Here is a 22134-nt window from a genome sequence, read left to right as displayed (position 1 = left end):
TCTCCTTTTTAGCTTAACCATTCTAGTCATCAATTTTCTCTGTACTCGAAGTACCCAAAGTCGGCGTATTTCCCTTGCCCAGAGACGTCACTAACAAACATGCCTACCATAGGTCCCGTAAATCGGAAAATGTCGTCTGCGCCTTCATCCGATATAGGAACAGCACTGAGCGCAGGTCCTATCCTTTTCCAGTGTTTGGTATCTTCGGAGTAGCGGAACTGATACCGGTAACCATCAAAGTTAACTCGTAAATAAATGGTGTCATTATTGACTCCAAGTCGCATCATAGGCAGTGTCTAGAGGTTTGAAGATAGGACGACAGAGTGATGTGTGAAGGCGATAGACCTCAATGTAGTTCAAACAGAGTAAAAAGAGATCGGGTTAACGAAAATAGTTGCGGGTTAGGGATTATTAGGAAGATTAGGCGATGGACAATAGTTAGCTCATAATTAAGTAAAAACAAAGCCCCGCTATGATGCGGGGCTATTGACTAATGAGAGGCATGGACGGGGTTAGTCCGCCGTATTGATCGACGCCTCTCGGTATTCTTTTGGGGTTTGGTCCAAGTTCTTTTTGAATACTGTGTACATATACTGCAATGAAGGGTAACCGCACAACTCGGCAATCTCGACTATCGGTAGTTCGGTGTTACCAAGCAGGTTACATGCACGCTTGAGCTTGGAGTTGTGGATTTCTTGATGGATTGAGTGTCCACGCTCCGCTTTAAATCTCACCTCCATATTCGAGCGAGAGATACCCACATAACTTAGCACTTGATCAACTTTAATCCCTTTACAGGCATTGTGGCGGATAAAGTGCATCGCTTGAATAACATAGGTATCTTTTAGCCCTTGATAGTCAGTACTTTGACGCTCAAATACCTGAGTTGGTGGAACCATAACTCTGGCATGTTTCAATACTTGGTTTGGGTTAACTGTCTCGTCTTTGTCTTTGGCATCAAGCAGACGATGAAGCATCTTAGCCGCACGATAACCCATCTGTTTGGTGCCTTGCCCTACAGAGCTCAATGATACTCGCATAAGGTATCGTGCAAGTTCCTCGTTGTCGATGCCAATAACTGAAACCTTGTCTGGCACCATGATGTTGAGGTGCTGGCATACCTGTAACAGGTGACGCGCTCGTGAATCAGTAACGGCAATGATTCCTGTTGGGGTGGGCAAGCGTTGTAGCCAATCCGCCAACCGATTCATATCGTAGGTCCAGGTTCTAGAGTTGGTCTCACTGCCTCGATAAATTGAACCTGTGTAACCCTCTTTTTTGACAATATTTGAGAAGGCGTTCTCGCGCTCGTGCGCCCAGCGGTTGCACTTGTCATGTGGCTTGCCGTAAAAGGCGAAGTTTTCTAAGCCTTTTTCTCGTAAATGTTGGTATGCCAGTTCAACGAGTGCTTGGTTATCGGTAGCGACATAAGGGATGTCTGGGTAGTCTTCATCTTTCTCATAAGATCCGCCTACACCGACAACCGGTATATCTGAGTCTTTTAGCAGTTCAGCAATTTTGGGGTTGTCGAAGTCAGCGATGACGCCATCGCCTTTCCAATTATGAAAGTTATCTAGGTGAGTTGTGAATTCCTCCTCAAGAAAAATATCCCAATCGCATTGAGATGCTTGTAGGTATTCACCAATACCTTCGATGACCTCTCGGTCATAGACCTTATTGGCATTAAATAGCAGCGTAATTCGAAAACGTTTATCCATGGTGCCCTGATTTTTATTAATGGTGTTATCAGTTTCGAAATTGAGTTTATCAGCGACTCGCTGCGCGTGGTGTGATCTCAGACTCACTCGTGAAATCCGTGAATTCACCTGTAAAAAAACATAATTGTTTGACAGGCTTACTAGGAAGATACTGAATACAGATTAGACGCAGTAGGCTATGCGGAAAAATGCAAGTCTGATCGCGTAACGAAATATGAGAAATTAAAGGAAACAAATATGTATATAGGTATCGACTTAGGCACTTCGGGAGTTAAGTCTATCGCGATGACGGAGCAAGGCGAAATCATTGCTTCTTGTACCGTCTCTTTGGAGGTATCTCGCCCTAAGCCATTATGGTCAGAGCAAGATCCTAGCGCTTGGTGGGAAGCGACATGTGAATCTATTAATGGTCTCAAAGCCTCAGTCAATCTGAGTGATGTTATTGCGATTGGTCTATCTGGACAAATGCACGGTGCGACGCTTCTTGATGCAAATGGTGATGTATTGAGGCCTGCGATCTTATGGAACGATGGACGTTGTGAGGCGGAATGTAAAGAGCTTGAAGCGGCAGTGCCAAACTCTCGTGATATTACCGGCAATATTATGATGCCTGGCTTTACGGCACCGAAGCTAAAATGGGTGGCAAACCACGAGCCTGAAGTGTTTGCAAAAGTCGATAAGGTACTACTGCCTAAAGACTACTTGCGTTTCAAAATGACAGGAGACTTTGCGTCGGACATGTCTGATTCGGCGGGTACTTGTTGGTTGGATGTAGAAAAGCGTGCGTGGAGTGAGAAGCTTCTAACAGCAACGGGTTTATCTGTCTCTCAGATGCCAGAGCTCTTTGAAGGTAGCGCTGTAACAGGTATTTTGAGTCCTGAGATCGCGAATGCATGGGAAATGCCTCAGGTAGCTGTGATCGCTGGTGGCGGAGACAATGCTGCAGGTGCGGTTGGCGTCGGGATTACTCAGCCAGGACAAGCGATGCTATCGCTGGGCACATCTGGTGTCTATTTTGCGGTAAGTGACGGCTTTGTTTCGAATCCTGAATCAGCGCTGCACAGTTTCTGTCATGCGCTGCCGAATACCTGGCACACCATGTCAGTGATTCTTAGTGCGGCGTCCTGCTTAAGTTGGGTCGCTGAGCTGACTGGGTTTGAAGACGTTGGTGAGATGATCGCGGACGTTGCTGAAAACGCAGATGATTCGTCACGGGTGGTGTTCTTACCTTATCTATCGGGTGAGAGAACCCCCCATAACAACCCTAATGCGAAGGGCGTATTTTTTGGAATGACTCACTCAACGACCAAGCTGGAGCTGGCGCAAGCGGTCCTTGAAGGCGTTGGTTTTGCATTTGCAGACGGATTCGATGCCTTGCACGTAACCAAGAATATTCCAGACGAAGTGTCGCTGATTGGTGGTGGAGCTAGAAGTGAGTATTGGCGTCAAATGCTTGCCGATATTGTTGAAATGCCGCTGGTTTATAGAAAAGGTGGTGAAGTTGGTCCTGCGCTAGGTGCAGCAAGACTTGCTGTACTCGGTACGAAAGAGGGCGCAACTCTATCTGATGTGTGCCCAGTACCTGAGCTCGTACAAAGCCACACGCCAAACCCAGACAAGCAAGCTTACTATCAGAGTAAACGAGCAACTTATCAAACACTGTACAAACAACTAAAAGGTCTGTTTTAAAACAGTCTAAGTCAAACTACTGCCACCCACTTGGGTGGCATTTTTCAAGGAAGATAACGATGATTGAATCTCGCAAATTAGGCGACATTGAAGTAAGCGCCCTCGGTATGGGCTGCTGGGCAATCGGCGGTCCATTCTGGGAGGGGGATACGCCTCTTGGCTGGGGAGAAGTTGATGACAGAGAATCTATTCGAGCTATTCATGAGGGACTCGATAACGGCATCAACTTGATTGACACTGCGAATATTTACGGGGCAGGGCACAGTGAGTATGTCATTGGTAAGGCAATCGCAGGTCGCCGAGACGAGGCTGTGCTTAGCAGTAAATTTGGCTTTGATGCAAACGAAGAGACCAAGCAAGTGCTGGGCGCTTTTCATCAACCTGGTGAGATTAGAGCGATGCTTGAAAACAGCCTTCGCCGACTAAAAACGGATTACCTAGACATATTCTATTTCCACATCGGTGACCACCCGATCGAGCATGTTGATTGTGTCGCTAACACGCTAGATGTCTTAGTTGAAGAAGGTAAAATTCGCAGTTATGGTTGGAGCACGGATGACGTGGAGCGAGCTGAGTCACTCACTGACCGCAACGCTTATACCTCTGTTCAGTTTGAAAGTAATGTGTTCAATCGAAATCATGCCATGATGGCTGTCTGCGAGAAACATAACTTAGCGGGTCTGAACAGAAGCCCTCTAGCGATGGGACTTTTGACGGGTAAATATACTGATGGCTCGAGCTTGTCATCGTCAGACATTCGAAAGATCTCTCCGGAGTGGATGACCTATTTTAAAGATGGCAAACCCGCGCCAGAGCTTCTGAAGAAACTCGAACAACTTAAGTCGATTTTGACGAGTGACGATAGAACGTTAACTCAAGGTGCATTGGCATGGCTCTGGGCGACAAGCCCAAATAATGTTCCCATCCCGGGGTTTAGAACGGTAGATCAGGTGCGTGGACATATTGGTGCGTTGGAAAAAGGAGCACTGACCCAGTCACAGTTGTCTGAGATAGACCTATTGCTGTCGAAGTAGTTGAACTTTGTTGTTACGGTAGAGTCAGCGTTCGCTGAACTACCGTAAACTTACTTATTCGTCCCAAACATTTTCTAACGTATACGGGCTCCCCTCCATTACCCAGAACTCACCATGAAGATAGCGGTAATGCCTATCCATCGCTGCGATGTCAGCCATGTCATTCTCACTTAATTGCAGCGCCGAAGAGGCTAAGTTGAGTGCCTGTCTATCAGGATTACTCGATTTTGGAATGACGGTCAGCCCGCGATTCAGTTGCCAGCCGATAAGCACTTGCGCTTCGGTCATTTGATGCTTAGTCGCGATACGCTTGATTGTTGGATGACCGAGAAGTGATGGCTCATCGAGTTTTGTCAATGAATCTGGACGATCGCCTGAGCCAAGCGGCGCGTAGGCGGTAACACAAATTTCGTTATCGCGGCAAAACTCTACGAGAGTGCTTTGCTGTAGATAAGGGTGTGACTCAACTTGATTTACTGCTGGTATGGTCGAACCTGCAGCGATGATTTCCTTTAACTTTTTGACGCTAAAGTTCGAAACACCAATGTCTTTTGCGAGCCCTTGTTTTACTAGATTTTCCATCGCTAGCCATGTGATGCCAAGAGGTAGCTCATCGAGAGAAATGAAGTCACTGCCTTTCTCAGGAAAACCAACATGCGATTTAATAGCCACTGGCCAATGCATAAGATAGAGATCGATGTAGTCCAGTTGAAGATCGTCAAGGGTGCGCTCAAGAGCTGGCTGCACATCATTTGGGTGATGAAAAGCGTTCCATAGTTTAGAGGTAATAAACAGCTCTTCGCGAGTAATTTCTCCCTCCTCCCGACCCCGACACCAACTGGTGTCGAAGGACAATAAACTTTGATCGGAAACGAGCCTTTTCAAGCAATTATTGGGCTATAACAAGCTAAAGTTCGATCATTTTTGAGGCGCATTGTTATCTTCAATAGCGCGGAAGTTATAATATAGTCTGATCACCCTCTGAAACGTTTTTGGACAATTCCGAGTTGAACGAAGCCGCTCCGCGGCAGAAATGAATAAGCACCAATAATCATACTCTTTAGTAACACCATCATGTCGGTGGTGTGTTACTGGAGAGAACACTATGACCCCGTCTGAAAAAGAGCGCTTTGACGCCTTATATCAACAACATCTTACCCAACTCAAGCTTCAAGGTAAGCGAGCCAAAACCATCTCTGCCCCAAAATGAGTTGACACATTTACTCTAAAGTAGAGTTCCCTAATAAAATCGACCTTACCATTTATAAATGTTCATCAAACACCTTGAATTGGCCTAGGTTCGCCCTTGGTGCCTGTGGCATTCTCGATGTCGAATGTAATGTTGCGCTACATGGCAGCAAAGAAATCTAAGATGGATTGATTAGACATAAAAAAGCATCCAATTAATCGACTGGATGCCATTATATGGAGTGAGATTAACGTAGGTTAGTAAATAAATCAGTATAATGGAAAGAGACTTGTGATTGGTTAGTAGGTGTTTATGCATTTTGATACAAACTTTATTTCCAGCGTTAGATCGTCTGAAATGGAGATACACTGCTTATCTGTACGTATTTGGCAAAATCATGTAGATGGCTTGAGACTGAATGGTCATGGTACGATAAAGCAGAATAAGTTTGGAACTTTGTTTCTGGAAATGGTTTGCCCCATTCTGTGCCAGCGTCAATTGAGCCTGTTCCCTTTTGCTCTGCCTCATGACTTAGTTTTTACTAATACGTTTAACGTGTCTACATAAGAAGGATACTTCGCTGAGTAACAATGAAAATTCAGCGACTTTGTTAATTGTTCAGTTGCCTATAGGACAGCTATAATTTCAGCTACTACTTAGTTGTTATTTGGTACTAAGTAATGATTAATCTTATCATCGACAGGAGTTCACAATGAAAGTTTATGGACAGAAAACGATAGAAGTCGTTGTTGATCGATGTTGTGATATCTGTGGTACTAGTGTGATGGTCGTCGATTCAAATGGCGTTAAGTTAGAAGAGGTTGGTGAACTGACTGCTAACTGGGGATTTGGGTCAAAAATGGACGGTATTACCCACCACCTCGATATGTGTGAAAGTTGTTTTCAAGTTGCATTATCTGCTCTAAAGGAGCATCGTAGAAGCATTGTGATGTTCGATGATGAGCAAGACCTTCCCGATGAAAAATTTGGTCAACAACCTGTTGGTGGCTAAAATCAGGCTCGCTTGTTATTGAAAAAAGCCGTTTCCCAATTGTGCAACAGCCTATTGCACAAATCAGTGTGATTACCAAGGGAGCCTGACGGGATAAATCCCAAGCGACTTTGTCGTTCACCTCTAAGTCTAGCCCACAGGCTAGACTTCTTTATTTAGTGCCGCAGAGCGTTGTATTCTCAGCGATCTGGTATTCAGTGCCTCGCGCTTCCAGATATTTCGTATCGTGCAACTGCTGACGGTGATGTTGTACTCCTTCTTTAGCATGGTTCTCAACTGTACTGAGGTTTGATACGGATTGTTTAAGGTCAGCTCGATAATTTTGTGTTCGGTTTCTTCAGGTATGCTGTTTTTGCTGCGGTGCAGCGGTTTGTTAATGCGCTTAAGGCCAAGGGCGCCTTCCTCAGCTAATACCTTTTGATAGTTGTAGATACTTCGGCGCGAGCAACCAGTGAGCCGAGCGGCTTCCGTCGCATTACCCAGGCGGTCGGCAAGCTCGATGACATCCAACTTGCGCTGGACTTCCATCCCATACTCACTCGCTCTTGGTGGCTCTTCTAACTCGGTAATATGCAGTTTTCGGTGACCAAAGTAGGCTGAGAATACACCATCGAACTGACAGCGTATTTCCAGTTTCTGATTGACGATGGAGTGCCTTATGGGTGAGTCGATGAGATACATTTTATTGTTATAACTGAAGGTATGATCTCGGCGAACCTTGCGATATTCCTTGTGAACACAGACCGTATCAAGGTTGATGTGTTCAGGTACAACCTTGAATGCCGACCTCGGGTTCTTCGCCTGCACCGCGATTTTCTGTTGCCAGTACAGTGGAATGAATTGGTTTTGAAGATACTCGTTGGCGCTTTGAATATCGGTAATATGATGCAGCCGAAGCTCTGGAACCAGCCTGTCTTGGAACGTGTCGAATGCCCGTTCGACCCGTCCTTTGCCTTGGGGCGAATTCGCAAAGATGATTTCGATCCCTAGCTCTTCACAAGCGCGTTGCATCTGAGAGAAGTTACTGCGTTTTGGACCACCGAATATACCCGCTCTATCGACGTAGAGCGTCTTAAACAGGCCTCGCTTTTCGATATATGCCTTCATGACTTTCATACAGCCTTCCGTGGTTTCGGAAGGGAAGAACTCGGCATGGATATCACTGGTCGCATCGTCGATGATGGCAATCAAGCATGAGCGATGTTCACCAAACCATTGATGCGGACTGCCGTCCATTTGCAGCATCAGTCCAGGCTGCTCCATTCGTTCCCTGTACTTTCTTACTCGGCTACGACGACGCTTGGCTCGCTTCACATGGTGGATAGCGTGCGCCCACTTTCGCAAAGTTTCCCGCTTGATGGTCAAGCCTTCGTTGACCGTGAGTAACTCGGCCAGATGCTGCAAATTGAAATCGAAGTACTTAGTTTGGATCAGTTGCTGAACCTGTCTTTTCAGTGAATCAGGGGTTTTATTGACAGGCTCACGACCTTTATTGCCATGGACTACAAAGCGTATGCCTTCACGACGGTAGCGATGGAGGTAACGCTCTATGGTACGACGGGACTTATTGAGGAGTTTGGAAGCACTGTGAATGCTGATCTTACCTTGAGTGACTTTAGCGATCACATCAATAGTAAGCTGGGAGCGAGAGTCCATGATGATCATCCTTACTAACCCCTGAATGGTGAGTTGACCTATTCAAAGGGTTAGGTATAGAAATGGATCCGTCACTTTCCCTTGGTAATTAGTTCACCGACAAAATCGGTTGGTAGTTAAGGTACGACAGAATCGCTTGGTGATCACACTATTGCACAAATCAGTCAAAATCAAAAATGCCCCTTTCCTTGTTAACGCATTTACTCAGTGGCAGATCGTGCCACTAAAATCGCAGTACTTAAGCTCATGGTTGCCAGTCGAGAGGAGGTGAAAGAAAACTCCCACTTTCTGTCATCCTTTAACATTTCTAGCCCAGAGCAACGATTGAATAATAATGCAAGCTTACTTGAGGTTAGAAGGATTCATTGGACATTTTCAGTTTTCGACGCAGGGCTGATTTCTACCTTATCGATAACTTTTGGCATCCCAAAATGACGAACCGCACCTCCATTCGATATTCTCAATTCATGTCAGTCTTTTGCTGTAGTGACGACATAGGGAGGCAGTAGCTCCCCTATGTCGTAGATGGCTTAAATTGATGCCTGTAGTGGCATAGTGAATTTGGTCACTTAGTTAGAGGTGATATCATCACCTCATAAGTTAACAGGTGACACTATGACAAAACGTACAAGACGACTATTTAGCGCAGAATTTAAGTTAGAAGCAGCGCAGTTAGTCCTAGACCAAAACTACTCAGTGACTGAAGCAGCCCAAGCCATGAATGTGGGCAAGTCCACTATGGATAAATGGGTTCGCCAGCTCAGAGAAGAGCGCCAAGGAAAAACACCTAAAGCTTCACCGATGACCCCTGAACAAATAGAAATTCGGGAATTAAAAAGAAGTTGGCTCGCCTTGAAGAGCATAATGAAATATTAAAAAAAGCCACGGCTCTGTTGATGTCGGACTCACTGAACAATTCTTGATAATCAAGAAACTCAAGCAGAAACTCAAGCAGAGCTACAGCGTAAAAACATTATGCGAAGTCTTCAATGTTCATCGAAGTAGTTATCACTATTGGCTTAAACGCCCAACGGTAATTAATGCTGAAACAGTAAAACTGCGCAGCTTGGTCAGTGAGGCTCATGCCGCAAGCAATGGCTCTGCGGGTGCGAGAACCATTGCAGATATAGTCACAAATCAGGGTGTAAATCTGAGCCGATACCGAGCGACAAAGCTTATGAGAACGCTTGGGTTAGTGAGTTGCCAAGTACCAAGATATCGTTACCGAAAAGCTTCACAAGAACATATTGAAGTTCCAAATCACTTAGGTCGTCAGTTTGCGGTTACTGCGCCAAATGAAGTCTGGGCTGGCGATGTTACGTATATTTGGACAGGTAATCGGTGGATGTATTTAGCGGTTGTTATCGATCTTTTTGCCCGCAAAGTGATTGGTTGGTCGATGTCGTTATCACCTGATTCTAGGCTAACAGGCAAAGCTCTTTCGATGGCTTATGAGTCTCGTGGTAAGCCTAAAGGTGTCATGTTCCACAGCGATCAAGGTAGTCACTATACCAGTCGTAAATACCGCCAATTATTGTGGCGTTTTCAAATAAAGCAGAGTTTATCGCGCCGAGGAAATTGCTGGGATAATGCGCCGATGGAGCGCTTCTTTAGAAGTCTGAAAACGGAATGGGTGCCAACGGTGGGTTATCGTAGCTTTGCTGAGGCTCAACAAGAGATCACTCGCTACATCATTGGATATTACTGTCAACTCAGGCCACATCAGTATAACGGTGGCCTAACTCCCAATGAGTCAGAACGATTATATTGGGAAAACTCTAAAACAGTGGCCAATTTTAGTTGACCACTACACTGTTCCATCTCCTCACGTGTTGCAACGTCACATACAACGTAAGCCGCGTTTATGGATTATTTCTCCAGCTCAGCAACTGCTTCTTGCAGGCGATTTTCACGACGACCGGAAATGACAATAATAGCGCCTTCCTGGCCAAAACGTTTCGCAAATGAAAAACCAATACCTGTGGCTCCACCGGTAATAACAACGACTTTATCTTTGAATGTGTTCATATGATTCACCCTGACCTGTAACCTTAATTATTTTGACTGGAAACTTAGTGTTCAGAACTAAGTTGGTATGGGTTCATACTACCTTCAGGTTTACAGATAGCCTTTTCAATAAGCGACAACTCCTTATCTATTTGCGCCATTATCCGGTTATGTGACAGGCATAAAAAAGGCCCCTTCAGAAGAGGATCCTTGTCTGAAAACTTAAGAAGCCTTAGTGCATCATGGACTGAACCAGAGACTGATCTCTGAATTTTTCAGGAGAGACACCAGTCCAGGAAGAAAAAGCCCGGTAGAACGATGTTGTTTCCTGAAAACCCAGCAGGTAAGACACTTCTGAAAGACTGGTTGAAGAGTTTGACAAGTAATACTGTGCGAGTTCTTTTCTGGTATCATTCAGGATTGCCTGATACTTCACTTTTTCACTGCTGAGTTTACGTTGTAAGGTTCTTTTACTCATCGCGAGTGCACTGGCAACGTTTTCTATTGAGACGCGTCCGCTTGGGATAAGTTCAAGTAACACACTTTTCACTCTCTGCTCTGTACTGGCGTGCTCTTCTAACTGAGAGAGTCTTTTATTCAGTTCAGGTTCAAAAAAGTTCCACATACCGGCATTCTCAGTCATAAATGGCAGGTTCGCATCTTTGGTACTGAACACTAATTCGAACTTGTCACCCAGCTTAACTTTAACGCCAAAATACTCATCATATTTTTCCTGATTATCAAACAGATAACCGCTGGTCACTTTGAGAGGTTTAATATGCTGACGGGTTGCCAATCGACACAGTTGAGTAAAAAAGACCAACTCTATACCGGCTAAATGTTTGGGAATAACTTGCTCACTGCGGTCAAAGCCAATGGTGATGGTCGTCGTTTTATCAGTGAAGCTCAGTTCCAGTGACAGAGGGGCTATCAGTGGTTTGAAGTGCTGAAGGCATTCGAGTGCTTTATTGAAATTAGGACAGCAGATGCTGGCAAACAAAGGAGCATCAAAACCTTCAACTGAAAAAGCCTCAGCAAACAGTAAGGGTAGATCAATATCCGCAGCAACAAGGTCTAATGCCTGCCAAAACCGGAAGTATTCCTGATGGGTGAACTGGATAGCATCCCTTGAGAACAGATCCGCAGGAAGATTCGCCGCCCTGAGTACTTCAGTCGGGTTTACTCCAATGTCGGTTAATAACAAAAACCATCCTTTGTTCAAGGTGTATTTTGCTGCGTATTTCATTGAAACCTCGTGTTATTACTTTCCTGATAATAAAAATTCTAGTGCATTAACACATTCCCGTCATTGCAAACAACGCCATTGCTCTATCATTTTGTGCCAGTTTTTCATGGTAGCTTTACGATGTATTTTTTACATAGTAACAAGGGCGATTTTGGCACTTAATGCAAAGATATTGGCGTCTTTTGAAATTACTATTTAGCGCTTTGCTCTTAAAATGCTGGTCAGATTTTATTCAATATTCTGCTATCCGGAGAAATATCATGAGCCAGTCTCAAAAACGAGTCCTTCTTATCGGCGCCTCTTCTGGCCTAGGGCTTGATGCAGCGAAACGAATTTTAAAACATGATGTTATTGTCTATGCCGCTGCACCGGATATTGAGCCTATGCGTGAATTAGAAAGCATGGGAGCCCGCTTGTTAGAAATAGATGTCACCAGCACTGAGTCAGTAAATAAAGCAATAGAAACCATGGTTGAAGAACAAGGCGGTATCGACATCGTTCTTTCTAACGCAGGTCTTCATGTTGCCGGAACGGTTGAGTGTGTGCCTGAAGAGACGGTCGAGCTTCTGTATCAGGTCAATGTGATGGGTGCAGCTAGAATTATCCGTGCAGTTTCTCCGGTATTTCGGACGCAGCGCAGTGGCCGTTTGATCTTTACCTCTTCTATTGTCGCTAATATCTCTATGCTGATGTCCGGTTGGTACGCTTCTACTAAACATGCTTTAAAAGGCATTGTTACTGCTTACCGTGAAGAAGTTCGGGATATGGGCATTGAGGTGGTGATGATTGAGCCGGGTCAGGTAAATACGGGATTTGAGCAAGCTTCCATTGAGCGTCTGAGAAAAATAGAACACTTTGATGATTATCAACCGTTTGTTGAGCAGTACATTGGTTTAACTAACGAGTTTTTGAAAAAAGCACCAGACTCCACGAGTACAGCATTAGCTATTGAAACTGCGGTCACGGCTACGAGTCCTAAATTTATCTACAGAACTACTTCGGATGCGAAGCGTTTACCCTGGTTATATCAGCTTGCCGGGCCAAAACGCTGGGATAACTTTCTGATCACTGAGTTTGCAAAACATAACAATTAAAGTAGAGGTTGGTATGAATAATTGGTTTTATATTGTTCTAATCGTACTTGTTACCCTGATTTTTTATAGAGTGTTACCTCTGTTATATCTGGGTGTGACAGCAACAAATGTCACCCGAAAAATGAAACACACCTGTCTGCCGACCGGAAAGCTAGGGGGAGAGGTTTGGGTAGCAAAAGATGGTCATGCTAATGTCTTTTTCGTAAAAGACGGAAGCGGCTATATAGCCATTGATGCCGGTGATTCACCAGAAAAGCTGATATCGCAAATGGCTAAAATTAATATTAAGCCTGAAGAAGTGCATACGGTTTTGTTAACTCACAGCGATATTGACCATGTGGGAGCGATCAGTGCCTTTAATCATGCGGATATTTATATTGCAGCGGCAGAAGTGCCACTTATTGATAGTTCCGGACAGCGAACATTTACTCGTCACCGTATAAAGTTTAACAATAAGCTAAAAGCCTCTTATCACACATTAGAAGATGGTCAGACTCTCAAAACTCAGAGTCGAGATGTAGAGTGTACTCTTACTCCGGGTCATACTCCGGGCAGTATGTGCTTTCTCATTGACGGAAAATACTTTTTTACTGGTGACACCGTAAAGCTGGTTTCCGGGAAGTTTCAGCCGTTTGTTGAAATCTTTACCATGGATACTGCGGAGAACGCAGCAAGTATTCATAAGCTAGCGCAACTTGTCCGGCAAAGAGAGATTTATTCGCTCTATACCGCGTATTACGGCTATACAGATAATCTTAGCTATGCAGCAGAAGGGTGGTGATAAATGAAGGTATTGATAACTGGTTCTACCGGAATGATTGGCGGATTAGTGTTGGACAAGTGTCTGAATGATCCTCGAGTATCAGGCGTTGTATCTCTGGTAAGGAGACAAACCGAAATAAACCATAGTAAATATCAAGAGTTGGTGGTTGACGACTTTTTTGAACTTCAGCCGATGGAAGCGTATCTGAAAGACATTGATGTTGTGTTTTATTGCCTCGGTGTATATACGGGGCAGGTCGACAGGCAAACCTTTCATGATATTACTGTGGGTTACCCTCAGGCTCTTTCACAGAAGTTGGTGGCGATGGGAGAAAAGGTTCGTTTCTGTCTGCTCAGTGGTGCCGGAGCAGATCGGCAGGAAAAATCTAAGATGATGTTCGCCAAAGACAAAGGTGAGATAGAGAACATCCTTGCTAAAGCGCATCCGGAGTTTTATGCGCTCAGACCTGGATATATCTATCCGGTAACACCGAGAAACGAGCCCAATATCTGGTATCGTTTATACAGGGCTCTGTATCCGTTAATCTCGCGCCTAGGTTCGGGCATGAGTGTGAAGTCCACCTCTTTGTCGGATGCGATGTTTACAGTCGGAATGAATGGCGCTGATCAACAGGTGTTTGAGAATAAGGACATACTGTCTGTTTCTCAGCCTGGATAACATGTCGGCCAACTTCATTGACTGGCGTCTTTTGAAAGCAGGTTGGCATAATCTGACAGCAGTAATGCTAACGACAGCGGTTATTATTATTAGCGCTAACTCATAATAATTCTGGAGAAAGTAACATCATGTTCGATTTTGATTACTACAACCCGACTCACATTGTTTTTGGTCAAAACCGCCTTGAAGAGCTGGATAAGCTTGTCCCGGCAAATGCTAAAGTTATGATTACTTTTGGTGGTCAGAGTGCAAAGAAATACGGAACCATTGATAAAGTCAGACAAGCGTTGAAATCACGAGAAATCATCGAGTTTGGTGGTATTGAACCTAACCCTAAGTTCGAAACACTGATAAAAGCGATGGAGCTTGCTAAAGCTGAAAGCGTCGATTTTCTGCTTGCCGTTGGTGGTGGCTCGGTAATGGATGGCACTAAGTTTGTTGCACTAGCAGCAAAATACCCAACAGAAGAATACCAGAACATCTTGTTTAACGGTCTGACTCCTGTGCCGGCAGAAGATGCGTTGCCACTTGGATGTGTCGTCACGCTTCCTGCTACGGGCTCTGAGATGAATATGGGCGGTGTGGTTACCTTTAACGGTCAGAAGCTGGTGTTTATGTCACCGCTGACCTTTCCTAAGTTCTCATTCCTTGACCCGGATTTAACGCTGACTCTGCCACAATCTCAGATTGCAAATGGTGTTGCTGATGCCTTTGTGCATGTTCTTGAGCAGTATCTGACAGTTCCGACTAAAGCAATGGTTCAGGAGCGTACTGCTGAGGGCGTTCTTAAAACACTGATAGAAGTTGGCCCGGTTACTTACGCCAATAATGATGATATTGATGCAAGAAAGAACTTTATTTGGTCAGCTACCAGTGCACTAAATGGCGCAATTGGAGCAGGCGTTCCTCAGGACTGGTCTACCCATATGATTGGTCACGAGCTGACATCACTGTTTGATATTGCACATGGCCGTTCATTGGCTATCGTTCTTCCATCGCTACTGCGCGAACGTAAAACGCATAAGCGTGAGAAGCTGATTCAGTTTGCAGAACGTGTTTGGGATATCACAGAAGGGAGTGATGACGAGAAAATTAGTCAGGCTATCGATAAAACAGAGGCTTTCTTTAACTCTCTTGATATCGTAACGAATCTGTCTCATTACGGCATTGATGGCGAAGGAACAGACAAGGTTATTGCTAACCTGAAGAACCTTGGTTTGACTGCGCTGTCGGAAAGCGGTGATTTAACGCCGGATGTTGTGAAGAAGATCCTCACTGCGGCCCTTTAAACTAAAGAGCTACCACCTGAAGTGAATTTAAAGCCCACGGTGGCAAGGAAAAAGGAAGTGATGATATAAGTCACTTCCTTTTTTGTTGATGCTGTGCCGTCCTAAATAAGGTTGACACTTTCCACCCCCAAAATTGGAGAGTGTTATGAAATCAAGAACTAAAAGAACTCAGCGCGATTACTCCCTCGCTTTTAAACTCACTGTAGTTGATGAGGTTGAAAAAGGAAGCCTCACTTACAAACAAGCCCAAGAGAAGTATGGCATCCAAGGTTGCTCTACGGTTTTGGTTTGGCTTCGTAAGCATGGTCGACTAGATTGGTCTAAAGGGACACCTAACTTTATGTCCAAAGGAGACTCTATGGCCGAGTTCAATTCACCTCCTACACCAGAGCAACGTATTAAAGAGCTTGAGAAGCAGCTCGAAGATGCTCAACTCAAAGCCGACTTCTTTGAAGCTGTCGTGAACGTTATGGAACGTGACTATGGTGTTAGAGTGACAAAAAAGCACAAAGAAGCGTTGTCCAAGAGAAAACCATAGTAGGTTTGAGCGTTACGAAGTTTTGTCAGTTAGTACAAATCTCTCGCCAAGCTTATTATAAGCAATGCCAAACTCAATCTCGTTGTGAACATCATGAGCATGCTGTCATTGGCTTTGTCCGTGAAGTCAGGCTGAAGCAGCCACGCATTGGCACGCGTAAACTGAAGTTCTTAGCAGCAACAAAGGGCATTCAAATAGTCGCGACAAGCTCTTTGAACTTCTCAGAAAGCATCGGCTGTTAGTGAGAGCAAGACGAGCCTATCACCGAACGACTGACAGCCGTCATCGATTTTTCTGTCACCCAAACAAAGTGAAAGATGGGCTGACACCAACGAAGCCAGAACAACTGTGGGTTGCTGATATTACTTACTTGCCAACTCAAAATGGAGAGAGTTATCTCAGCTTGGTGACAGACGCTTATTCAAGGAAGATTGTTGGTTTTTATATGGATGACAACATGAAAACTCAATCAGTTAAGCGGGCATTTATCTCAGCTCTCAGGCAACGGCAGAGTGAAGAAAAGCTAATACACCACTCAGATAGAGGCTCACAATACTGTTCGAAGGAATATCAAGATATCCATAAGAAACATAGAGTGACTTGCTCAATGACAGACGGGTATGACTGTTATCAGAATGCTTTAGCTGAGCGTGTAAATGGGATACTCAAAATGGAGCTCTTGCTGAAGAAACCGAAAGATCTGAAAGAAGCAAGGACGATGGTAGCAGAGTCCGTAGATATCTATAATCAAATGAGGCCTCATACGGCTTTAAAATACAAAACGCCCGATGAAGTACATCGAGCGTTTTAGTTAAAAAGTGTCAACCCATATCAGGACGGGTCATGCTACCATAGATTCAGTTGTAGCCATTGATCAAATAGTGCCCGCATACTGGGGTTGTTGGTACAAAAAGGTACTTCTATATCGTGGGAGCTGAACGTAATTTTATTACCAGAACCTTTGGTAATATTGACGCCTAAAAACTCGCTATGTTTTTCTGTAAAGTTTGATAGCTTACTCAACTCAACCGACAAAGGGGTAATGTTTCGTCTTGTTGCTTTTCGTAGCAACTGAACCAATCGCATCATATGAAAGCTCATTGAAAAATCAGCGCTTGGTCGCCGGGGGCAATATTCGTAGTCCATTGTTACAATGGTTAGTTCCGGAGTCTCTTCTAACTCGATAGAAATAGGATACAAGCGAGGGTATACCTCTTCAATATACTTCAATGCATCACCAGCGTTCTTTTGATATATAGCACCATTTAAAGGAAATTCAGTGCTTTCCATTGCCATAGATTCAGCCAGAAGCAGAGCCAAATCTCTTTCTCCGGCAAGTAGTTCCAACCCTTTCCAGAACTGCAAGTATTCATGCAGAGAAACCATTTCAGGGGGCTTATTCATCCAGCCGGATGAAAGGTTCGCTCTGTCCAGAACATCTTTCATCTGAAGATCGATATCGCTGAACGCGACAAACCAGGAGGCTTGTTTTGGGTACAGGGGGGATAAATTAGTCATCATACTCATCTAAAACGTTAATTTAATACAAGGGCTGTCCATCTCCCACCATGTAAGCGTACCTCTAAAGGGTAATCTGCACATAGTCAGAAGGTGACAAGACAGTAGTAATTGATGCCAAATTAATTTCACGGTTTTCAAGTAACCAAAAAAGCCCGGCTCACCGTAAATAGTAAACCGGGCTTTATAAATTGATTCTGGTTAGAGCTTAATTCTTGTTGTTCTTAGGACATATTCCATCAATAACCATCTGTCCCGCCAGCTTAACGAAATGTCCCCAGCTCTGATGCACAGAGAATTTGGAAGCATTCACCAGCAGATGCTCAAATTGTATTTTATTGGTCAGAGCAAATGTCATTGCAGTAAAGTCATCAATAATGACGGACTTAATAATATTATTAAAGTTTAAGCCATTACCAAAATTACCCACACCAGAGACAAAATTCTCGGTAGTCTCGCCACAACCACCCCAAGTCAGATAAGGGTTCAACCAGATGTTAGGTGGAATATTGTTTACGGCGATACCGCCATAATTGAGCTCCTGAACGGCCTGATGAACACGTTCCTTTTTCTGTTTCAGTGTGTCGTTATCGACTAAAACCATACAGCCCAGAGAACCAAGCAGTTTGGTATTACAAAATTCTGTGGCCTTAGTCAGGAAGTCGTCAGCATCATTTTCAGTCTCTAATGGCAACTCACTGAACAGTTGGCAGAAAGCTTCATTTTTAATAGCAAAATCATCCTTACTAATACCGGGAATAAAAATAACATCGCCATACGGATTCTTACCGTCTTCAGGTTTTAATATCTCTGCTGTTGGTTGATTTTCAATAAATGCAGCTTTGGTCTTATCGATACCTGGATAATAGGTGGTTACTGCAAAAGTCACTTTTGTCATTGCATTGCGCAGGGCAGCAATAAATTGCTCTCTCTGAGGCCAGGATTTGGATGTAATGATAGTCTGGGGGCGACCACAAACCGCGCCACCATTAAGTTTACCTGCGGATACGATCTGCATCGCCCATCTGTCAATTTCTTTCTCAGTCCAGGGTTTGATACCCGGAACGATCAGGCATGGGTTGTTTCCTCCACACTCTGAAACAAGAGGGGCACTGGCAGCGTCCTGAATGGCATGAGCAACACCAGTAGAACCAGTAAAGTAGATTGAATGTAACCCATTTAAAGCAGCCATTTCATGCCCCTGTTCGGCATCAATAAACACAAGGGCTTTTCGTTTTATCAATGGTGCAAAAACTTTCTCCCAAACCTTGTCAGTTGCTTCGTTTAGCTGATGCGGTTTATGAATAACGGCTTTGTTTTCAAGGAAAAGAGCCATAACCATTTCGATTGATGAACTGTAATTGCCAGCCCCTGAAACAGCAATGATACCGGCAGGTTTATCCAGAGGGTGTACTTGTTCTGGTGTCCCTTTGATATGCAGATAGCCTTTCATTTTTGCAGCCATCAGCTTATCTTTTTTATGGACAGGGTAAACTTCAACTTCAAAAGTATCATCTCCCAAAGGAGTCACATTTACAGGCTTTGGAAGTTCGCCGTGAACAAGGCTTTCATACAGTCGCCGAATACCTAATAACGTCATTCCCATTGGGTTTACTGTTGTTCCGGCCCCTTCACCAAATGAAACTGCGCCCTCTGCTGTTAACTGGTTCTTCATACTGGAGTCTACATTGCCAAGCTCGTCCATAAACTTTAAGAGGTTGTCCTGAATCTCTTCGATTAGTGATAAACGTTCAACAACCGGGGTCTCTGCCCATTGAGTTGGCTCTAATTGGTTATACGCGTCTTTGGCTAGCATTTGTTATTTCCTTGCTTTGTTGTGGGTAAATGTATAAATTTATACCCACCGTCGAATACATTCTAAGCAATATGCGTCAGTTCACTAGCCAATGGCGCCATAGTTTTGCTTTATGCTTTTTAACCTTCAAATTCTGGCGTCAATGGATAGCACTGTGTCACCTAACACTAAGCTTGTTTGTGGTAGAAGAGATAGAATAAGTGCCTGGAAACAACATGGCTAACCATTGGAGCTTCAGTTCAATCATGATCTTGACCCCCTTTTCTCGTAATGAATACGAGTTACTCATCCGTTGGATAAGTTCTGAAGAGCTGAACTACTTATGGGGCGGGCCGACATTTGACTACCCATTAACGAGAGAACAAATCTCTGAGCACTGCGCTAAACCTGAGACCAACCCTTACATACTCGTTGTTGATGGCAAAGAAGCAGGGTTTGTAGAACTGTATAGGATATCTGAAGGTCACTTTCGGATATGCCGCGTTTTCATCGCTGACGAATTTCGGGGAAGGGGCTTATCGACGGTGATGCTTAATACCCTAATATCGAAAGCTAAAAAGGAGTTTCATTGTTCCAGGCTAAGCCTGGCTGTATATGCTCATAATGCTGCTGCGATAGCCTGTTACAAATCACTGGGATTTGAGGTGACTGCGACAGAGAGCGGGAGCATTTCTTATAATGGCGAAACCTGGGACTTGCTTCGAATGGAAAAAGTTCTTTAAATGTACACCCGAGTGACATTCTGCATACTTTGCGGTGAATCTTGCATACAGTGAATCTAGCGATGTAGTTCACAAGTGATAGCTTCTGTCCAAAACCTTTCACGGACGGCACCTTGTGTATCGGTGCCGTTCTGCGTTTGGCAGTACCAAAAGTTATCCGAAGGGTAGATTTCATCTGAAGCGACTGAGTAGCTTTTGTCCAGTTGCGAGTTATGTCTGTCAGCAAACTGGCATAACAATGCAGGCGAAAATCACAGGTGAATAAAGTCTCTTTTACGCGGAAATGGGAGTTTTGTGCAACGTTGTTTTGGTTCCTACTATAACTACAGGTATAACAAATTCATCGGCGTTGTCCGTTACAGAGTAATTGTACTAAATGCACAAAAGAGCATCCCCCCAAGAGCCTTTCATCGTAATTACAAACATACCTGCCTGAAAATATTTTACAGGCAGGCCTTAATTTCGCTATTTAAAATGGCCTACCAGATAGGCCATACATGCTTCAGGATGCCGAGCCTAACCTCTTCATAGCTAAACGAATGCAAAAAGCTGCACCACCCCATGTTACTCCCAAGCCAATTAGTAGCATTATTGTTGCGCTAGTGGTCATAATTAGTTTTCCTCAATCAGCGATGGTCTGGTAGGAGCTACCAGGTTGATGTAAATGCCTGTAATAAGCAGAGCCAGGATAAGGCCCCAACCTAATACCATGAGCTCGAACGGTGCATAACCTCCGTACCCTTCCACAATCAGGTTTATAAACTTGGTCGCAACGATAATTGCCAGTACTACCGGAGTAATGAATCTCAGGCATACCTCGAACCAGACTCCCACCGAGAAATCGGAGATTTTGTTCACATAGCTTCGGACATCTGCCAACTTACACAACCAGGTCATCAAGATAATTTCTACCAGACAGCTAGATAGAATTCCCACGTTATTGACGAAATGATCAACCAGATCAAGTAGTAATAAGCCTCCGTTAGTTGCAAAGGTCATTGATAAAGCCAAGCCAACTGTGCACACGATAGTTGCTGTCTTTTTACGGCTTTGTTGCTTAATTCGATGAGAAGACATGGTAGCCCCATGTTGTTCAGTTCTTAAACAACATACTGAGTTTCAGGCATACCTAGCCCTGTAAGCTTGTTCAGCGCTTTGATCATAGCGTAAGTCTCACCAACTTGAGCGTTGTAGTCCCTCAGGCTTAATTTCCCACCTAACAACTGTTTTACCCGATACATTGCTGTCTCTGAGAGCGAGCGCTTATGATAACCATACCGCTTTTTCCATTTCTTGTTAGAGCCGTAGAGCTTCTGGCAACCCACTGCTAAGTTGCGAGGATGTCCTCGTTCCCAGAAGGCTGCCCCTTCTCGTGGCGGAATGAGCGGAACAGCTCGCTTGAGCCGTATGGCATCATGGCAATTCCTTGTGTCATAAGCACCATCGCCTGATATCTCAATGATTTTACGGCGTGTCTGCTTAAGCAAGTTGGGAAGTACTTCGGCATCGGTTACGTTAGATAAGCTCAGCTCTGCTGCGACTATTTCGTGGGTGCTAGTATCTACTGCGATATGCAGCTTACGCCAAACCCTACGCTTCCCGTCAGTACCATGCTTCTTGACCTTCCATTCGCCTTCGCCATAAACCTTGAGGCCAGTGGCATCAATGGCTAGGTGTTGTATCGCACCTCTGGTTTTAGTTTTAAATGAAACCTCAACTTCCTTAGCTCGACGGCTTATACAGGTGTAGTGGGGACAAACTAGCGGGATGTTAGCCAGCTTAAATACCGAGTCTAGAAATCCTTACAGTGCTCTCAACGGCATAGAGAATATGCGTTTCACCATCAGTGCAGTAGTAATGGCTAAGTCGCTGAATTGGCGAGGTCTGCCGCGCTTGCCTTGTTTGTTTTGCTTCCACTCGGCTATCGCTTCCTCATCAATCCAAAAGGTCAGAGAACCACGGTTTATTAAGGCTTTGTTGTACTGCGTCCAGTTAGTTGTTTTGTAACGAGGTTTAGGCATGAGGCTACGACGATTAATGGGTGTAGCCGATCAGATCGTAGCTTCTTGATTTAGTTCCATCGATTTAAGCAACAAAGCCACTTAGAACAAACTTGCGGGTTCGCCGGGTGTTTGAGCGATTAGCTGAAGAGCTACAATCCTTGA

At 44.4% G+C, this 22134-nt stretch carries 18 protein-coding genes and 3 pseudogenes; 10 read left to right on the top strand and 11 right to left on the bottom strand.

Annotated features, from left to right (window positions below; translation table 11 throughout):
• Positions 1-29: 29 nt before the first annotated feature.
• The gene (locus RXX31_RS21105; protein WP_317591652.1) at positions 30-287 is read right to left on the bottom strand and encodes a hypothetical protein; all 258 of its coding nucleotides are present in this window, start codon (positions 285-287) and stop codon (positions 30-32) included.
• Positions 288-512: 225 nt separating this feature from the next.
• Entirely contained in the window at positions 513-1805 is a 1293-nt protein-coding gene (locus tag RXX31_RS21100; protein WP_317591651.1) for a DNA-binding transcriptional regulator, read from the bottom strand.
• Positions 1806-1955: 150 nt separating this feature from the next.
• Between RXX31_RS21100 and xylB the strand changes: the two genes are divergently transcribed.
• Entirely contained in the window at positions 1956-3407 is a 1452-nt protein-coding gene (xylB, locus tag RXX31_RS21095; protein ID WP_317591650.1) for a xylulokinase, read from the top strand.
• Positions 3408-3466: 59 nt separating this feature from the next.
• On the top strand, positions 3467-4441 hold the full coding sequence (locus tag RXX31_RS21090; protein WP_317591649.1) for an aldo/keto reductase: 975 nt from the start codon (positions 3467-3469) through the stop codon (positions 4439-4441).
• A gap of 54 nt (positions 4442-4495) precedes the next feature.
• On the opposite strand, the gene RXX31_RS21085 is transcribed toward RXX31_RS21090, so the two are convergent.
• A complete protein-coding gene (locus RXX31_RS21085) occupies positions 4496-5296 on the bottom strand; it encodes an aldo/keto reductase (RefSeq protein WP_317591648.1) in 801 nt (266 codons plus the stop codon).
• A 1046-nt stretch (positions 5297-6342) separates the two neighbouring features.
• On the opposite strand from RXX31_RS21085, the gene RXX31_RS21080 reads away from it, so the two are divergent.
• Positions 6343-6642, top strand: a complete 300-nt coding sequence (locus RXX31_RS21080) for a hypothetical protein (protein WP_031858044.1) — start codon at positions 6343-6345, stop codon at positions 6640-6642.
• Between the two features lie 141 nt (positions 6643-6783).
• Here the strand turns inward: RXX31_RS21080 and RXX31_RS21075 are convergent, their stop codons facing one another.
• Positions 6784-8307, bottom strand: coding sequence for an ISNCY family transposase (locus RXX31_RS21075; protein WP_317591647.1), 1524 nt, complete (start codon positions 8305-8307; stop codon positions 6784-6786).
• Between the two features lie 606 nt (positions 8308-8913).
• On the opposite strand from RXX31_RS21075, the pseudogene RXX31_RS21070 reads away from it, so the two are divergent.
• Positions 8914-10102, top strand: a pseudogene (locus RXX31_RS21070) (IS3 family transposase).
• Between the two features lie 65 nt (positions 10103-10167).
• On the opposite strand, the gene RXX31_RS21065 reads toward RXX31_RS21070, so the two are convergent.
• Together RXX31_RS21065 and RXX31_RS21060 are read right to left on the bottom strand one after the other, a co-directional pair.
• Positions 10168-10326, bottom strand: a complete 159-nt coding sequence (locus tag RXX31_RS21065; RefSeq protein ID WP_317591646.1) for an SDR family NAD(P)-dependent oxidoreductase — start codon at positions 10324-10326, stop codon at positions 10168-10170.
• A gap of 211 nt (positions 10327-10537) precedes the next feature.
• The gene (locus RXX31_RS21060; RefSeq protein WP_317591645.1) at positions 10538-11551 is read right to left on the bottom strand and encodes an AraC family transcriptional regulator; all 1014 of its coding nucleotides are present in this window, start codon (positions 11549-11551) and stop codon (positions 10538-10540) included.
• A 260-nt stretch (positions 11552-11811) separates the two neighbouring features.
• Here RXX31_RS21060 and RXX31_RS21055 point away from each other — a divergent pair, with 260 nt between their 5' ends.
• The 5 genes and pseudogenes from RXX31_RS21055 (at position 11812) to RXX31_RS21035 (ending at position 16724) form a co-directional block, all read left to right on the top strand.
• Entirely contained in the window at positions 11812-12645 is an 834-nt protein-coding gene (locus RXX31_RS21055; protein WP_317591644.1) for an SDR family NAD(P)-dependent oxidoreductase, read from the top strand.
• Positions 12646-12658: 13 nt separating this feature from the next.
• The gene (locus RXX31_RS21050) at positions 12659-13426 is read left to right on the top strand and encodes an MBL fold metallo-hydrolase (protein ID WP_317591643.1); all 768 of its coding nucleotides are present in this window, start codon (positions 12659-12661) and stop codon (positions 13424-13426) included.
• 3 nt (positions 13427-13429) lie between these two features.
• Positions 13430-14086 carry an NAD(P)H-binding protein gene (locus tag RXX31_RS21045; protein ID WP_317591642.1) on the top strand — a complete coding sequence of 219 codons (657 nt, stop codon included), beginning with the start codon at positions 13430-13432 and terminating at the stop codon, positions 14084-14086.
• Between the two features lie 128 nt (positions 14087-14214).
• A complete protein-coding gene (locus RXX31_RS21040; protein ID WP_317591641.1) occupies positions 14215-15375 on the top strand; it encodes an iron-containing alcohol dehydrogenase in 1161 nt (386 codons plus the stop codon).
• Positions 15376-15520: 145 nt separating this feature from the next.
• Positions 15521-16724: pseudogene (locus RXX31_RS21035) on the top strand (IS3 family transposase).
• Positions 16725-16759: 35 nt separating this feature from the next.
• On the opposite strand, the gene RXX31_RS21030 reads toward RXX31_RS21035, so the two are convergent.
• A complete protein-coding gene (locus tag RXX31_RS21030) occupies positions 16760-17431 on the bottom strand; it encodes an AraC family transcriptional regulator ligand-binding domain-containing protein (protein WP_317591640.1) in 672 nt (223 codons plus the stop codon).
• A 208-nt stretch (positions 17432-17639) separates the two neighbouring features.
• Positions 17640-19247 carry an aldehyde dehydrogenase family protein gene (locus RXX31_RS21025; RefSeq protein WP_317591639.1) on the bottom strand — a complete coding sequence of 536 codons (1608 nt, stop codon included), beginning with the start codon at positions 19245-19247 and terminating at the stop codon, positions 17640-17642.
• A gap of 245 nt (positions 19248-19492) precedes the next feature.
• On the opposite strand from RXX31_RS21025, the gene RXX31_RS21020 reads away from it, so the two are divergent.
• Positions 19493-19969: a GNAT family protein gene (locus tag RXX31_RS21020; RefSeq protein WP_317591672.1), complete on the top strand. Its 477-nt coding sequence runs from the start codon at positions 19493-19495 to the stop codon at positions 19967-19969.
• Positions 19970-20471: 502 nt separating this feature from the next.
• Here the strand turns inward: RXX31_RS21020 and RXX31_RS21015 are convergent.
• From RXX31_RS21015 to RXX31_RS21005, 3 genes and pseudogenes are all read right to left on the bottom strand, one after another.
• On the bottom strand, positions 20472-20579 hold the full coding sequence (locus RXX31_RS21015) for a MetS family NSS transporter small subunit (protein ID WP_317591638.1): 108 nt from the start codon (positions 20577-20579) through the stop codon (positions 20472-20474).
• A 2-nt stretch (positions 20580-20581) separates the two neighbouring features.
• Positions 20582-21031, bottom strand: coding sequence for a hypothetical protein (locus tag RXX31_RS21010; protein ID WP_411197995.1), 450 nt, complete (start codon positions 21029-21031; stop codon positions 20582-20584).
• Between the two features lie 38 nt (positions 21032-21069).
• Positions 21070-21990 (bottom strand): annotated as a pseudogene (locus RXX31_RS21005) (IS5 family transposase).
• Positions 21991-22134: the final 144 nt, after the last annotated feature.

The sequence above is a fragment of the Vibrio sp. EA2 genome (assembly GCF_033042495.1).
In the GTDB taxonomy this organism is placed as follows: Bacteria; Pseudomonadota; Gammaproteobacteria; order Enterobacterales; family Vibrionaceae; genus Vibrio.
This window is presented reverse-complemented; position numbering and strand designations above follow the sequence as displayed.

Bases quoted from the DNA above. Each gene is read 5' to 3' on its own strand.
- RXX31_RS21050 (WP_317591643.1), top strand. From the start codon at position 12,659: ATGAATAATTGGTTTTATATTGTTCTAATCGTACTTGTTACCCTGATT.
- RXX31_RS21075 (WP_317591647.1), bottom strand. From the start codon at position 8,307: ATGATCATCATGGACTCTCGCTCCCAGCTTACTATTGATGTGATCGCT.
- RXX31_RS21055 (WP_317591644.1), top strand. From the start codon at position 11,812: ATGAGCCAGTCTCAAAAACGAGTCCTTCTTATCGGCGCCTCTTCTGGC.
- RXX31_RS21090 (WP_317591649.1), top strand. From the start codon at position 3,467: ATGATTGAATCTCGCAAATTAGGCGACATTGAAGTAAGCGCCCTCGGT.
- RXX31_RS21065 (WP_317591646.1), bottom strand. From the start codon at position 10,326: ATGAACACATTCAAAGATAAAGTCGTTGTTATTACCGGTGGAGCCACA.
- RXX31_RS21040 (WP_317591641.1), top strand. From the start codon at position 14,215: ATGTTCGATTTTGATTACTACAACCCGACTCACATTGTTTTTGGTCAA.
- RXX31_RS21025 (WP_317591639.1), bottom strand. From the start codon at position 19,247: ATGCTAGCCAAAGACGCGTATAACCAATTAGAGCCAACTCAATGGGCA.
- xylB (WP_317591650.1), top strand. From the start codon at position 1,956: ATGTATATAGGTATCGACTTAGGCACTTCGGGAGTTAAGTCTATCGCG.
- RXX31_RS21015 (WP_317591638.1), bottom strand. From the start codon at position 20,579: ATGACCACTAGCGCAACAATAATGCTACTAATTGGCTTGGGAGTAACA.
- RXX31_RS21060 (WP_317591645.1), bottom strand. From the start codon at position 11,551: ATGAAATACGCAGCAAAATACACCTTGAACAAAGGATGGTTTTTGTTA.
- RXX31_RS21030 (WP_317591640.1), bottom strand. From the start codon at position 17,431: ATGACTAATTTATCCCCCCTGTACCCAAAACAAGCCTCCTGGTTTGTC.
- RXX31_RS21045 (WP_317591642.1), top strand. From the start codon at position 13,430: ATGAAGGTATTGATAACTGGTTCTACCGGAATGATTGGCGGATTAGTG.
- RXX31_RS21080 (WP_031858044.1), top strand. From the start codon at position 6,343: ATGAAAGTTTATGGACAGAAAACGATAGAAGTCGTTGTTGATCGATGT.
- RXX31_RS21020 (WP_317591672.1), top strand. From the start codon at position 19,493: ATGATCTTGACCCCCTTTTCTCGTAATGAATACGAGTTACTCATCCGT.
- RXX31_RS21105 (WP_317591652.1), bottom strand. From the start codon at position 287: ATGATGCGACTTGGAGTCAATAATGACACCATTTATTTACGAGTTAAC.